The organism is Pseudomonas sp. WSY_20 (genome assembly GCF_043104335.1).
Classification (GTDB): Bacteria; Pseudomonadota; Gammaproteobacteria; order Pseudomonadales; family Pseudomonadaceae; genus Aquipseudomonas; species Aquipseudomonas parafulva_B.
The window spans coordinates 69,788-84,126 of sequence record NZ_JBICKP010000082.1; the positions used below are offsets into that span (position 1 = coordinate 69,788).

Annotated in this window: 14 protein-coding genes; 11 read left to right on the forward strand and 3 right to left on the reverse strand. The window is 62.1% G+C overall.

Annotation, left to right across the window (positions count from 1 at the left end; translation table 11 throughout):
- Positions 1–115 precede the first annotated feature (115 nt).
- From ACF8E5_RS19605 to moaE, 5 genes are all read left to right on the forward strand, one after another.
- The gene (locus ACF8E5_RS19605) at positions 116–1,258 is read left to right on the forward strand and encodes a polysaccharide deacetylase family protein (RefSeq protein WP_392475695.1); all 1,143 of its coding nucleotides are present in this window, start codon (positions 116–118) and stop codon (positions 1,256–1,258) included.
- Positions 1,259–1,522: 264 nt separating this feature from the next.
- Positions 1,523–2,917: a PhoH family protein gene (locus tag ACF8E5_RS19610; protein ID WP_196126396.1), complete on the forward strand. Its 1,395-nt coding sequence runs from the start codon at positions 1,523–1,525 to the stop codon at positions 2,915–2,917.
- A 121-nt stretch (positions 2,918–3,038) separates the two neighbouring features.
- Entirely contained in the window at positions 3,039–3,509 is a 471-nt protein-coding gene (gene moaC / locus ACF8E5_RS19615) for a cyclic pyranopterin monophosphate synthase MoaC (RefSeq protein ID WP_023534451.1), read from the forward strand.
- The gene (locus tag ACF8E5_RS19620; RefSeq protein ID WP_058637177.1) at positions 3,509–3,754 is read left to right on the forward strand and encodes a MoaD/ThiS family protein; all 246 of its coding nucleotides are present in this window, start codon (positions 3,509–3,511) and stop codon (positions 3,752–3,754) included. Before moaC ends, ACF8E5_RS19620 begins: the two co-directional genes overlap by 1 nt.
- A 2-nt stretch (positions 3,755–3,756) precedes the next feature.
- Positions 3,757–4,206, forward strand: coding sequence for a molybdopterin synthase catalytic subunit MoaE (moaE, locus tag ACF8E5_RS19625; protein ID WP_058604929.1), 450 nt, complete (start codon positions 3,757–3,759; stop codon positions 4,204–4,206).
- 131 nt (positions 4,207–4,337) lie between these two features.
- Here the strand turns inward: moaE and rhlB are convergent, their stop codons facing one another.
- Positions 4,338–5,786, reverse strand: coding sequence for an ATP-dependent RNA helicase RhlB (rhlB, locus tag ACF8E5_RS19630; RefSeq protein WP_058637232.1), 1,449 nt, complete (start codon positions 5,784–5,786; stop codon positions 4,338–4,340).
- Positions 5,787–5,886: 100 nt separating this feature from the next.
- A complete protein-coding gene (locus tag ACF8E5_RS19635; protein WP_058637175.1) occupies positions 5,887–6,543 on the reverse strand; it encodes an alpha/beta hydrolase in 657 nt (218 codons plus the stop codon).
- Positions 6,544–6,874: 331 nt separating this feature from the next.
- Between ACF8E5_RS19635 and ACF8E5_RS19640 the strand changes: the two genes are divergently transcribed.
- The 4 genes from ACF8E5_RS19640 (at position 6,875) to ACF8E5_RS19655 (ending at position 11,031) form a co-directional block, all read left to right on the forward strand.
- Positions 6,875–7,903, forward strand: a complete 1,029-nt coding sequence (locus tag ACF8E5_RS19640; protein ID WP_058604931.1) for an amino acid ABC transporter substrate-binding protein — start codon at positions 6,875–6,877, stop codon at positions 7,901–7,903.
- Positions 7,904–7,969: 66 nt separating this feature from the next.
- Positions 7,970–9,148 (forward strand): amino acid ABC transporter permease, encoded by a 1,179-nt coding sequence (locus tag ACF8E5_RS19645; protein WP_196135112.1) that lies wholly within the window; start codon positions 7,970–7,972, stop codon positions 9,146–9,148.
- A gap of 10 nt (positions 9,149–9,158) precedes the next feature.
- Positions 9,159–10,256, forward strand: a complete 1,098-nt coding sequence (locus ACF8E5_RS19650; RefSeq protein WP_058604933.1) for an amino acid ABC transporter permease — start codon at positions 9,159–9,161, stop codon at positions 10,254–10,256.
- Between the two features lie 10 nt (positions 10,257–10,266).
- Positions 10,267–11,031: an amino acid ABC transporter ATP-binding protein gene (locus ACF8E5_RS19655; protein ID WP_058637173.1), complete on the forward strand. Its 765-nt coding sequence runs from the start codon at positions 10,267–10,269 to the stop codon at positions 11,029–11,031.
- Positions 11,032–11,103: 72 nt separating this feature from the next.
- Here the strand turns inward: ACF8E5_RS19655 and algW are convergent, their stop codons facing one another.
- Positions 11,104–12,264, reverse strand: coding sequence for a Do family serine endopeptidase AlgW (gene algW, locus ACF8E5_RS19660; RefSeq protein ID WP_023534328.1), 1,161 nt, complete (start codon positions 12,262–12,264; stop codon positions 11,104–11,106).
- A 169-nt stretch (positions 12,265–12,433) separates the two neighbouring features.
- Here algW and ACF8E5_RS19665 point away from each other — a divergent pair, with 169 nt between their 5' ends.
- Positions 12,434–13,192 (forward strand): Nif3-like dinuclear metal center hexameric protein, encoded by a 759-nt coding sequence (locus ACF8E5_RS19665; RefSeq protein ID WP_049696503.1) that lies wholly within the window; start codon positions 12,434–12,436, stop codon positions 13,190–13,192.
- Positions 13,193–13,385: 193 nt separating this feature from the next.
- Entirely contained in the window at positions 13,386–14,303 is a 918-nt protein-coding gene (gene cysD, locus ACF8E5_RS19670; protein ID WP_392475696.1) for a sulfate adenylyltransferase subunit CysD, read from the forward strand.
- The last annotated feature ends 36 nt before the right edge of the window (positions 14,304–14,339 follow it).

Below are 14,339 nucleotides of genomic sequence, written 5' to 3' on the forward strand. Positions count from 1 at the left end.
AAGAGCGAGATTCTAAGGGTTGGACGAGGCAAGTCCAAACTATGGCGACAATAGTCAACGCCCATGGCCGATGCAGCGGCTATAGTGCCTGTTTTCCTTGAACGGAGCCCTGACCGTGCGCGTCGTTTCAGCCCTGCTGACTGGCCTGTTGAGTCTGGCCGTGCAAGCCGCCCCTTCCACGCCGGCCAGCCTGGACCGTGGCCTGTGGCCCGAGCAACTGGACAGCCCTGCGCTGTTCGATGTGGCGTCGCGGGCCGAAATCCTCTCGTTCGCCCGGGTACTGCACGAGAACGAGCTGCTCGACGAGAACGCCCTGGCAGCCCGATTGGGCCTGCGGCAGGTCAACTTGCAGAAGATCAGGCAGGTGCGGGCGCGGCTGTGGCAGCGTCTTTGGCAGGGTTATCAACAGGCGCAACGCAGTTGCGAGCAAGATGCGTCCTTTTGCTATGCGGTGACGTCGATGGCCGAACTGCGCTTGCAAGCTGCGACCTTCGCCACCGATGTGGGTGAGTTCTACACCGGCTGGATCGAGCCCAGCCGGCAATTTCATGAGCAGTACCTGAACGAGCAACTGCGCAAGGCGGCGTTGTTGCCTCAGACCAGCAGCGAAGTACAGCGGCTGTCTGCAGCCGAGCGCAACGGCGATGAACTCAATGACCGGCTGTTTCTGCTCACCTTTGCCGGTGGGCCGGGCGCGGCGGCAGGCACCACCGACGAGCTGACTGCCTACTTGCGCAAGCAGAAACTCGATGGGACGTTCTTCGTGCTCGGCAGCCGTTTGCAGCAACGTCGCAACGGCGAGTCGCTGGCGGCCCTGCGGCGCTTGTATGCTGGCCAGTGCGTAGGCATTCAGGGGTGGGAATACCGGTCCCATGCGCAGTGGACGGATTGGCAGGCCTCGATCAGCCGCAGCCAGGCACGGGTGCGGGCAGACCTGCCCGAGCAGTATGTGCCGCTGTTTCGCCCACCGTATGGCCAGCGGCGGGCCGACGGCCAGGCATTCATGCAGCGTCAGCAGTTGCAGGTCTCGCTGTGGGACATCGATGCGCAGGACGACTCGGGCTTGAGTGCGCAGGCCTCAGCCGAGCGTGTGTTGACCTTGATGCTGCTATGGCGCAAAGGCGTGATCCAGTTTCACGACGCCTTGCCCAAGGCCAGGCCTGCGGTGCAATGGCTGCTTGAGCACACCGTGCAAAGCGGTATTGGTTGGCAGGATTGTCGCGAATATGGACAGGGCGAGCAGCAACCTGACTTCTGACTGTAGACCTGCTTGGCGCTGGCGCCAAGGCCTGTTCGTCAATCGGAAAAATAAAGTTGGCAATCGTATGAAAATGCTTTTTCCGGTCATGGCTTTTGCGGTATGAAGAAACCAGACAGCCGATTCCTGCAGCACAGGTGGCGTCACATCGGTCCACCTGGCCAGATCGCTTCCCGCCCGTAACAACGCGGATACGGGAAGAACGGCAGTCACCCCGCGGCGTAACAGACCACGCCGTGCCGCTTCGACATAAGGTGACCGAGTATGGATGACCAAGGACGCACCCCTTCCTCCAGCAAGCCAATCCTCTATGTGCTCGATACCAACGTCCTGATTCACGACCCCAACGCATTACTCAACTTCGAGGAGCACCACGTCGCCATTCCCATGACGGTGCTGGAGGAACTCGACAAGCTCAAGGCCGGTAAGCAAAGCATCGCTGCCGAATGCCGCCAGGCCATCCGCCTGATCGACCAGACGCTGGGTGATGCCTCGCCTAGCGTGGTGGAGCAGGGGGTACCCATCCAGCGTGGCAAGAGTGGGCCAAAAGGGTATCTGTCCATCCTGATGACTCCGCGCAACGAGCCGAACAAGCTGTTGCCCGAAACCCTCAACGACAACATCATCATCAATCAGCTGCTCGAAGTCAGGACACGGCGCACCGACCTGGACGTGGTGCTGGTCACCAAGGACATCAACATGCGCCTGAAGGCGCGCGCCTGCGGCATCGCCGCCGAGGACTACAGCACCGACCAACTGGTCGACGACGTGTCGCTGTTGTCCAAGGGCTATCATTCGGTCACCGGCTCGTTCTGGGACCGGGTCAGCAAGGTCGACACGCGTCAGGAACGTGGCCGTACCTGGCACCGGGTGCAACTGGCCGAGCCGCTGCCTGCGGTGCACGTGAACGAGTTCATCATCGATGAGCAAGGGTTCGTCGGCTGGATCAAGGGCACGCGCGAGGGCGAACTGCTGCTGCTCGACCTGCACCAGGAGCCGCTGCTGCATCAGGAAGCCTGGGGCCTGAAACCGCGTGACATTCATCAGAGCCTGGCGCTGTTGGCGCTGCTCGATCCGGATATCCACCTGGTCAACCTGACCGGGGCGGCGGGGTCGGGCAAGACCATCCTGGCACTGGCGGCGGCCATCGAGCAGACCATGGTCAGCAAGCGTTACCGGCGCATCATCGCCACCCGAAGCGTGCAGGGGCTCGACCAGGAGATCGGTTTTCTGCCGGGAACAGAGGCCGAGAAGATGGAGCCCTGGCTGGGCGCCATTACCGATAACCTCGAAGCCTTGCACATGGACGATGAAAGCACCCACGGCAGTGTCGAGTACATCCTCGAACGTGTGCCGCTGCAGTTCAAATCGCTCAACTACATCCGTGGTCGCAGCTTCCAGCAGAGCCTGATCCTCATCGATGAGTGCCAGAACCTCACGCCGCACCAGATGAAAACCATCATCACCCGTGCTGGCGCGGGATCGAAGGTGGTGTGCCTGGGTAACCTGGCGCAGATCGATACACCGTACCTGTCCGCGACCAGTTCGGGCCTGACCTACCTGACCGAACGCTTCAAGGACTTCCCCCATGGCGTGCACATCACCCTGCAAGGGGTGCCTCGGTCGGTGTTGGCCGAGTTCGCCGAGTCACACATGTAGTAGCCCCGCACGCCGGGCGGTTCACCGCCCGGCGGCTTCGGGCCGCAATGCGTCGGCCTGGCCCCTGCTCAAACCTGACCCACCGGTTTACACTCTCAGCTCCCTTCACAGGAGCAGAGCAGTGCTGACACATCTTGATTCCCAAGGGCGGGCCAACATGGTCGACGTCACTGAAAAAGCCGTGACCGAGCGCGAGGCCACGGCCGAAGCGCGCGTGCGCATGTTGCCGCACACCCTGCAGATGATCGTCGACGGTGAGCACCCCAAGGGTGATGTCTTCGCCGTGGCGCGCATCGCCGGCATCCAGGCGGCGAAGAAGACCAGCGACCTGATTCCGTTGTGTCATCCGCTGATGCTGACCAGTGTCAAGGTCGAGCTCAGCGCCGAGGGCAGTGATGCAGTGCGTATCGTCGCCCGGTGCAAGCTGGCCGGGCAGACCGGTGTGGAGATGGAAGCGCTGACGGCGGCCAGCGTAGCCGCGTTGACCCTCTATGACATGTGCAAGGCCGTGGACAAGGGCATGGTCATCGAGCAAGTGCGCCTGCTGGAGAAGCTGGGCGGCAAAAGCGGCCCGTACAAGGTGCAAGGCTGATGAAGATCAAGGTGATGTATTTCGCTCGCTACCGGGAGCGGCTGGAGCGCGGCAGCGAGTCGCTCGAAGGGACGTTCAGAGTAGTGGACGATGTGCGCCTGGCGTTGGTGGGTAGAGGCGAGCCTTACCAGGTGCTGGCCGAGCAAAACCTGATGTGCGCGCGCAACGAGGAATTGTGCAGGCTGGATGAGCCTGTGCAAGACGGCGACGAAGTGGCCTTCTTTCCGCCTGTGACTGGAGGTTGAGCATGGCCGTTCGGGTACAGGAAGGCGCTTTCGATCCGGGCGTTGAGACCAACGCCTTGCATGCGGCCAACGTAGGTGTCGGGGCAGTGGTCAGTTTCATCGGCTACGTGCGGGACTTCAACGACGGCCAGGAGGTGGCGGGCATGGTGCTCGAGCATTATCCCGGCATGACCGAAAAGGCCCTGGCCAAGATCGTGGCCGAGGCACAGCAGCGCTGGCCGTTGTTGAAGGTCGAGGTGCTGCACCGCGTGGGGCATTTGGCGCCCGGCGAGCCGATCGTGTTCGTCGGCGTGGCCAGTGCCCATCGGCAGGCCTCGTTCGAGGCTTGCAACTTCATCATGGATTACCTGAAGACCCGGGCACCGTTCTGGAAGAAGGAAACGACCGGGCAAGGGGAACGATGGGTGGAAGGACGTCAGAGCGATCAGGACGCGGCAGGGCGATGGGGATAGGGGGGAGCGATTGACCTTGGGCGCTGCACGAACGCCCGGGGAGCTGTGATGCCCAGGGCCGCTGCGCGGCCCATCGAGGCCGGTCCGGCGGCCAGGAGCATGGGCAGATCGACCTGACCGACCCAACCCGATCAGGCGTGCTTGCGCGGCACCGGCTTGAGCAACTCCTCAGGCGGCATCTCGCACTTGATCTTGCGCCCCAGCAGCGTCTCGATCGCAGGCAACTGGTACGAATCATCTTCGCCAGCAAAGCTGATCGATACGCCACTGGTGCCTGCCCGGCCGGTACGGCCGATCCGGTGCACGTAGTCGTCAGGGTCTTCCGGCAGGGTGAAATTGATGACATGGCTGATGCCGTCGATATGGATCCCGCGTCCAGCCACATCGGTCGCCACCAGCACCGTGATGCGCCCCTCACGGAAGTTCTCGAGGGTACGGATACGCTTGTGCTGGGGAACATCGCCGGACAACTGCGCGGCATTGACGCCATCGCGTACCAGTTTTTCCTCGATACGGCGTACTTCGTCCTTGCGGTTGGCGAACACCATCACCCGTTCCCACTTGTTCTGGGTCACCAGGTTGTACAGCAGCTTGTACTTGTCGCTGCCAGCCACCGCATAAACGTGCTGCTCGACCGTTTCGCTGGCCACGTTCTCGGGCTCGATCTCGACGATGGCGGGATTGGTCGTCCACTGCTTGGCCAGGTTCATCACGTCATCGGTAAAAGTGGCCGAAAACAGCAGCGTCTGGCGCTCGCTCTTGGGCGGCGTCTGGCGAATGATCTGGCGCACCTGCGGGATGAAGCCCATGTCCAGCATGCGGTCGGCTTCGTCCAGCACCATCACCTCGACCATGTCCAGGTGCACCTCGCCACGCTGGTTGAAATCCAGCAGGCGGCCGGGCGTAGCCACCAGGATGTCGCAGTGCCGTGCTTCCAGGGCCTTGAGCTGCTTGTCGAAGTCCATGCCGCCGACGAAGCTCATCACGTTCAGGCCGGTGTATTTGGTCAAGGCGACCGCGTCCTTGGCGATCTGCACCACCAGTTCGCGGGTGGGGGCGATGATCAGTGCGCGTGGCTCGCCCATGTAGCGTTCCTTGGGCGGGGGCGTCTGTTGCAGCTGGGAAATGATCGAGATCAGGAACGCGGCAGTCTTGCCCGTACCGGTCTGGGCCCTGCCGATCGCATCCTGGCCGCGCAGCGTGAAGCCCAGCACTTGCGCCTGGATCGGCGTGCAGTAGGGGAAACCCAGGTCGTGAATGGCGTGCATTAGCTCGTTGGAAAGTTTGAAATCGTGGAAACGCGTCTTGCCCTCCTGGGGCTCGACCACGAAGTCCTCCGGTTTCCACAGGCTGGCCTGGGGCTTGGGTTTTGGCTTGCGCTCTCGACGCGGTTTGTCGCTGGCAGGCTTGGTAGCGGCAGGTTGTACAACCTGGGCGGCAGGCTGGCTGCGCGCAACGGCAGGGGCCGATGGCGCATGGGCCTGGGGGGCCGCTGGCGCCGGGGCAATGCTGGCAGCGGGCGCAGTGGCCTGGGGGGCAATGTCTCCCTTGCCGAATATTTTCTTGAGTGCCTTGAGCACGGTCATCTCGTCAATTGGTTAAGGAATGTACGCCGGGCAGTGTAATGCAAGATCCCTGCTCGGCGTAGTGCAATGGCCTTGAACGACTCGTGCGCGCGGCTTACTGAAGTTGCGTGGTCAGCCATTGGAGGATGTCGTTCAGCTCTTCGACGACCACTTCATGTTCCATTGGGTACTCGTGCCAGCGGGCAGCGACGCCCCAGGTGTTCAGGTACTCGAAGGCCGTACGTCCCATCGATGGGATCACCACCGGGTCGTGCACGCCATGCAGGCACAGGGCCGGGGTGCGTTGCTGGCACGCGCTCAGCGTGTGCTCGTCAGCGAAGGTGGGGGCATAGGTGGAGAGGGCCAGCACGCCACCCAGGGCTTCCTGCCACTTTATATAGGCCGTGTGCAGCACCACGGCGCCCCCTTGGGAGAACCCGGCCAGGAAGATGCGCGACAGGCTGATGCCCTTGGCCTGCTCGGCCTTGATCAAGGCGATGACCTGCTCGGCCGAGGCATCGAGCTCGGCCTCGTCGATGGCCCTGGCCGGCGTCATGGCCTTGATGTCGTACCAACTGGGCATGGCGTAGCCGCCGTTGATGGTCACCGACCGGGTCGGCGCCTGGGGCATGACGAACCGGGTCGTGAGCAGATGCTGCTGCATGAATTCGGCCACCGGTAGGAAGTCGTAACGGTCCGCGCCCAGGCCGTGCAACCAGATCACACAGGCATCTGCGGCTTTTTGAGGTTCGAGAATGAGTGGGTCAGTCATGGCTGCTCCGAAAACGTGCGTGTGGAAGAGGTCGTGCTTGAAAAGAAGGCGCGCGCCCGGCGAGTCGGAAAAAGAATGTCGCAACGATGCAACTTTCCCTACTTGACTCGTGCTTAAACGCTCAAGCCACGCAATCTGGTACGCGGTTTGCACTTCCATCTGTGATGCAAAGGACAGGCCGAGACGGTAACACCCTTTGCACGCGAAGGCTGTCACAGAACAGCCCATTGCGCCAAGTGACCCAATAACAAGCCAATACGGGTCGGATGCGCCTCAAAAGGGTGCGGTGCAATTCCGGCTCGATACAACAAGAGCGATTTGGAGGTTGTGAATGAAGATGTTGAAAACCACCCTGGCAGTCCTGACCGCTGCCGCTGCCCTGGGCGCTGTGAGTACGGCCCAGGCCGGGGCGACGCTCGATGCGGTTAAGAAGAAGGGCTTCGTCCAGTGTGGCGTGAGTGACGGTCTTCCTGGCTTCTCGGTTCCGGATGCACAAGGCAAGATCGTCGGGATCGACGCCGATGTCTGCCGCGCCGTGGCGGCAGCCGTGTTCGGGGACGCGACCAAGGTCAAGTTCAGCCAGCTCAACGCCAAGGAACGCTTCACCGCGCTGCAATCGGGCGAAGTCGACGTGCTGTCGCGCAACACCACCTGGACCAGTTCGCGCGATGCCGGCATGGGCCTGATGTTCACCGGGGTCACCTATTACGACGGCGTAGGTTTCCTGGTCAACAAGAAGCTTGGCGTATCCAGTGCCAAGGAGCTCGATGGCGCGACCATCTGCATCCAGGCCGGCACCACGACCGAACTGAACGTATCGGACTTCTTCCGCGCCAACGGCCTGAAATACACCCCCATCACCTTCGACACCTCGGATGAAAGCGCCAAGTCCCTGGAGTCTGGCCGTTGCGATGTGCTGACGTCGGACAAATCTCAACTGTTCGCCCAGCGTTCCAAGCTGGCTGCCCCAGCTGACTACGTGGTACTGCCGGAAACCATTTCCAAGGAACCGTTGGGCCCGGTCGTGCGCAAGGGTGACGAGGAGTGGTTCAGCATCGTCAAGTGGACCCTGTTCGCCATGCTCAATGCCGAAGAAGCCGGCATCACCTCCAAGAACGTCGAGGCCGAGGCCAAGGGCACCAAGAACCCGGACGTGGCGCGTCTGCTCGGTGGCGACGGCGAGTACGGCAAGGACCTCAAGCTGCCCAAAGACTGGGTAGTGCAGATCGTCAAGCAAGTGGGCAACTACGGCGAAGTGTTCGAGAAGAACCTTGGCCAGAGCACCGACCTGAAGATCGACCGTGGCATGAATGCCTTGTGGAACAACGGCGGCATCCAGTACGCACCCCCTGTGCGCTGATGGTTGCACCTGCGGCGGCATCCCGCCGCCGCAGGCGGTCCGCTACCCTTTTCTTCGGGGCATTTCATGCAAAATCCAATTGGCGCACGAAAGGGTTTATCCCTGAGCGATCCACGTGTGCGCGCGTGGCTGTTCCAGCTACTGACCATCGTCTTCGTGGTCGGTCTGGGCTGGTACCTGTTTCACAACACGCAAACCAACCTGCAGCACCGGGGCATCACCTCGGGGTTTGACTTTCTTGACCGCAGTGCCGGCTTCGGCATCGCCCAGCACCTGATTCCCTACGTGGAGTCGGACAGCTACGCGCGGGTGTTCGTCATCGGGCTGCTCAACACCTTGCTGGTGACCCTCATCGGCGTGGTGCTGGCCACCCTGCTGGGCTTCATCATCGGCGTCGCCAGGCTGTCACCGAACTGGATGATCAACAAGCTGGCTACCGTGTATGTGGAAACCTTCCGCAACATCCCGCCGCTGTTGCAGATCCTGTTCTGGTACTTCGCCGTGTTCCTGACCCTGCCAGGGCCGCGGGGCAGCATCAACATCGACGACGCGTTCTTCATCAGCAACCGCGGCCTGAACATGCCTGGGGCCTCCATGGCAGAAGGCTTCTGGCCCTTCGTGGCTGCCCTGCTGGTAGCTGTGCTGGCGACCGTGCTGATGGTGCGCCGAGCCAACCGGCGCTTCGAAGAAACCGGCCAGCCGTTTCACAAGTTCTGGGTAGGGCTGGCGCTGATGATCGCCATCCCAAGTGCCTGTGTGCTGTTGTTCGGCAGCCCCGTGCAGTGGGAGGTGCCGCAACTCAAGGGCTTCAACTTTGTCGGCGGCTGGGTACTGATCCCTGAACTGCTGGCGTTGACCCTGGCCTTGACGATCTACACGGCGGCGTTCATCGCCGAAATCGTGCGCTCGGGCATCCGTTCGGTCAGCCACGGCCAGACCGAGGCTGCGCGTTCGCTAGGGCTGCGCGAGGGACCAACCTTGCGCAAGGTGATCATCCCGCAGGCGCTGCGCGTGATCATTCCACCGCTCACCAGCCAGTACCTGAACCTGGCGAAGAACTCCTCGCTGGCCGCAGGCATCGGCTACCCGGAAATGGTTTCGTTGTTCGCCGGCACCGTACTCAACCAGACCGGCCAGGCCATCGAAGTGATCGCCATCACCATGAGCGTCTACCTGGCCATCAGCATCAGCATTTCGCTGTTGATGAATTGGTACAACAAGCGCATCGCGCTGATCGAACGGTGAGGACACGCCTGTGAATGCTCATGTTTTCAAACCTGACATGCCGCCTCCGGTCAAGACCGTCGGTGTGCTCGCCTGGATGCGTGCCAACCTGTTCTCCAGCTGGCTCAACACCCTGCTTACCCTGTTCGCCATCTACCTGGTCTGGCTGATCGTGCCGCCGCTGCTGCAGTGGGCGTTGATCGACGCGAACTGGGTGGGCACCACCCGTGCCGACTGCACCAAGGAAGGCGCCTGCTGGGTGTTCATCCAGCAGCGTTTCGGCCAGTTCATGTATGGCTACTACCCATCCGAGATGCGCTGGCGGGTGGACCTGACGGTATGGCTGGCGGTGCTGGGCGCAGCGCCGCTGTTCATCCGCAGCTTCCCGCGCAAGGCGGTCTACGGCCTGGGGTTCCTGGTGCTGTACCCGTTGGTGGCCTACACCCTGCTGCACGGCGGACTGTTCGGCCTGGAGACGGTACCGACCAGCCAGTGGGGTGGCCTGATGCTGACGCTGGTGATCGCCACCGTGGGCATCGTCGGGGCCTTGCCCCTGGGGATCGTACTGGCACTGGGGCGGCGCTCGCGCATGCCGGCGGTGAAAGTGGTGTGCGTAACCTTCATCGAGTTCTGGCGAGGCGTGCCACTGATCACGGTGTTGTTCATGTCGTCGGTGATGCTGCCGCTGTTTCTGCCCGAGGGCATGAGCTTCGACAAGCTGCTACGGGCCATGATCGGGGTGATCCTGTTCCAGTCGGCGTACATCGCCGAAGTGGTACGTGGGGGCCTGCAAGCCATCCCCAAGGGGCAGTACGAAGCCGCCGCCGCCATGGGGCTGGGCTACTGGCGCTCGATGGGGCTGGTGATCCTGCCCCAGGCGCTCAAGCTGGTTATCCCTGGCATCGTCAACACCTTCATCGCCCTGTTCAAGGACACCAGCCTTGTGATCATCATCGGCCTGTTCGACCTGCTCAACAGCGTCAAGCAAGCTGCCGCCGACCCGGCCTGGCTGGGCATGGCCACCGAAGGCTATGTGTTCGCCGCCTTGGTTTTCTGGATTTTCTGTTTCGGTATGTCCCGCTACTCCATGCACCTGGAGCGCAAGCTGGACACTGGCCACAAGCGTTAGGAGTTTCGAAATGAGTGAAGCGATCAAGCAGCCTGCCGGCCCCGAAGGCATCATCCAGATGCAGGGCGTGAACAAGTGGTATGGCCAGTTCCATGTGCTCAAGGACATCAACCTCAATGTTCGCCAGGGCGAGCGCATCGTGCTGTGCGGGCCCTCGGGCTCGGGCAAGTCCACCACCATCCGCTGCCTGAACCGCCTGGAAGAACACCAGCAAGGGCGAATTGTGGTTGACGGTGTGGAGCTGACCAACGACCTCAAGCAGATCGAGGCCATCCGCCGCGAAGTGGGCATGGTGTTCCAGCACTTCAACCTGTTTCCGCACCTGAGCATCCTGGAAAACTGCACGTTGGCCCCCATGTGGGTGCGCAAGATGCCCAAGCGCAAGGCCGAGGAAATCGCCATGCACTACCTGGAGCGAGTGCGTATCCCGGAGCAGGCGCACAAGTACCCAGGGCAGTTGTCCGGTGGTCAGCAGCAGCGCGTGGCCATCGCCCGGGCGTTGTGCATGAAGCCCAAGATCATGCTGTTCGATGAGCCGACCTCGGCGCTGGATCCGGAAATGGTCAAGGAAGTGCTCGATACCATGGTTGGCCTGGCCGAAGATGGCATGACCATGCTCTGCGTGACCCACGAAATGGGCTTTGCCCGCACTGTGGCGAATCGGGTGATCTTCATGGACAAGGGCGAGATCGTCGAGCAGGCGTCACCGGACGATTTCTTCGACCGGCCACAGAGCGACCGCACGCGCTTGTTCCTCAGCCAGATTCTGCATTGATGCAGTAAAGGGGCGATTGGCCTGCGTGGCACCGCAGGCCAATCCCAAGCGCCCACGTGCGGGGCACTTGCGTTACTTTTCTTCCTGCTTGGCCACCGGCGCTGGCGGTGGCCGCAGGCCTACCTCGGCGATCAGCTTGAGCTGCTGACCGTTGCGCATTACCTCGATGGTGATCTTTTCGTTGGGCTTGATGCGCGCCACCTGGTTCATCGACCGGCGGCCATCGCCCGCCGGCTCGCCGTTGATGCTCAGGATCACATCCCCCAACTGCAGACCGGCCTTGGCTGCCGGGCCTTCGCGGAATATGCCCGCCACCACGATGCCTGGCCGGTCCTTCATGCCGAACGACTCGGCAAGCTCTGCGCTTAGCGGCTGAACTTCGATGCCCAGCCAGCCCCGGATGACCTGGCCGTGCTCGACGATCGACTTCATCACCTCAAGGGCCAGCTTCACTGGAATGGCGAAGCCGATGCCTTGCGAGCCACCTGACTTGGAGAAGATGGCAGTGTTGATGCCGATCAGGTTGCCGTTGGCATCCACCAAAGCGCCGCCCGAATTGCCCGGGTTGATCGCCGCGTCGGTCTGGATGAAATCTTCGTAGTTGTTCAGGCCCAGCTGGTTACGGCCGGTGGCGCTGATGATACCCATGGTCACGGTCTGGCCGACCCCGAACGGGTTGCCGATCGCAAGGGACACGTCGCCGATGCGAATGGTATCGGAGCGCCCGATGGTGATGGCCGGCAGTTTCTTCAGGTCGATCTTGAGCACCGCCAGGTCCGTCTCCGGGTCGCTGCCGATCACCCTGGCCAAGGTTTCCCGGCCATCCTTGAGCGCCACGACGATCTGGTCGGCGCCGCTGGTCACATGGTTGTTGGTCAGCAGATAGCCCTCGGGGCTCATGATCACCGCCGAGCCCAGGCTGGACTCCCAGCGGCGTTGCTTGGGCAGGTTGTCGCCGAAGAACCGGCGGAACTGCGGGTCTTCGAACAGCGGGTGCGAACTCTTGTTCACCACCTTGGTGGTGTACAGGTTGGCCACCGCAGGCGCAGCCAGGGTAACGGCATCGGCATAGGAGACCGGGCCCTGCACCACCTGCGTGGACTGGGGCGCCTGTTGCAGGTTGACATCCTGACTGGGCAAGCCGACCCACTCCGGAAAGCGTTGGATGATCAGGGCGGCGATGAGCACGCCGGTGAGCAGGGGCCAGCCAAAGTAACGCAGAGCCTTGAACATGAACGAATCCTGGAAAGAGCCGCGGCCTGGGGCCGCGCAGTGGAGCGTGGGCGCGCGATCATACACCGGTTCCCCCAGTGCCGACGACGGCCCATAATGGCCGGCATTATACGGACCTTCTCCAGGCCTTGCGCCTGGCAGGCACGCAGTTTTTTCGAGGAGATTTCCCATGGCCGTCGCGCTGAGTACATTGGTCGAAGAAGCCGAGCGCTACCTGGGCAGCAGCAGGATCCAGGACTATTGCCCCAACGGCTTGCAGGTCGAAGGCCGGCCGCAGGTCGGGCGCATCGTCACTGGCGTGACCGCCAGCCAGGCCTTGCTCGATGCAGCCGTTGAGGCTCAAGCCGATCTCGTGCTGGTGCACCATGGTTATTTCTGGAAGGGGGAAAACCCCTGCATCACCGGCATTCGCCAGCGACGCCTGAAAACCCTGCTCAACAACGACATCAGCCTGCTGGCCTTTCACCTGCCGCTCGACGTCCATCCGGAAGTGGGCAACAACGTGCAGCTGGCGCAACAGCTTCAGATCACCGTAGAGGGCCCGCTAGACCCAGACAACCCCAAGGTGGTCGGGCTGGTCGGGTCGCTGGCCCAACCCATGACTGCCCGCGATTTCGCCCGCCGTGTGCAGGATGTGCTGGGGCGTGAGCCGTTGCTGGTCGAAGAAGACAGAGTCGTTCGTCGTGTGGGGTGGTGCACCGGCGGCGGGCAGGGGTACATCGACACGGCGATCGCGGCCGGGGTGGACTTGTACCTGACCGGCGAAGCGTCGGAACAGACCTACCACAGCGCCCGCGAAAACGGCGTGAGCTTCATCGCCGCAGGGCACCATGCGACCGAGCGCTACGGCGTGCAGGCATTGGGCGATTACCTGGCACGGCGTTTTGCCGTGGAGCACCTGTTCATCGATTGCCCAAATCCGATCTGACCGACCTGTCGGCGCAGGCCGCGTGGCAGTGGGTTGGCAGGCTTGAGCGCCGACCCGCAGCCCAAACCCGCAGTCATATGGTTAGACGCTTTCGATCTATCCAGGCGCCTAAATAGAAGCATCTGCTGTGATAGAGTGGCTCGCTCGAACACGGCCCGCTGGCCGTCCATAAGATCGTTTTTCGTGAGTAGCCATGGTCGACAAACTGACGCACTTGAAACAGCTGGAGGCGGAAAGCATCCATATCATCCGCGAGGTGGCCGCCGAGTTCGACAACCCGGTCATGCTGTACTCGATCGGCAAGGATTCCGCCGTGATGCTGCACCTGGCGCGCAAGGCTTTCTTCCCGGGCAAGCTGCCGTTCCCGGTGATGCACGTCGACACCCAGTGGAAATTCCAGGAGATGTACCGCTTCCGCGACAAGATGGTCGAGGAAATGGGGCTCGACCTGATCACCCACGTCAACCCCGAGGGTGTGGCCCAGGGCATCAACCCGTTCACCCATGGCAGCTCCAAGCACACCGACATCATGAAGACCCAGGGCCTCAAGCAGGCGCTGGACAAGCATGGTTTCGATGCCGCTTTCGGTGGCGCGCGCCGCGACGAAGAAAAGTCGCGTGCCAAGGAGCGCGTGTACTCCTTCCGTGACAGCAAGCACCGCTGGGATCCGAAGAACCAGCGCCCTGAGCTGTGGAACGTGTACAACGGCAAGGTCAACAAAGGCGAGTCCATTCGTGTGTTCCCTCTGTCGAACTGGACCGAGCTGGACATCTGGCAGTACATCTACCTCGAAGGCATCCCGATCGTGCCGCTGTACTTCGCCGCCGAGCGCGAAGTCATCGAGAAGAATGGCACCCTGATCATGATCGACGACGCGCGCATCCTCGAGCACCTGTCCGAGGAAGAAAAAGCCCGCATCTTCAAGAAGAAGGTGCGTTTCCGTACCCTGGGCTGCTACCCGTTGACGGGCGCCGTGGAGTCCGAAGCCGAGACGCTCACCGACATCATTCAGGAAATGCTCCTGACCCGCACCTCCGAGCGCCAGGGCCGGGTCATCGACCACGACGGCGCCGGGTCCATGGAAGACAAGAAACGCCAGGGCTATTTCTAAGCTTCAAGCGGCAAGCTGCAAGAGCAATCGAGCGCG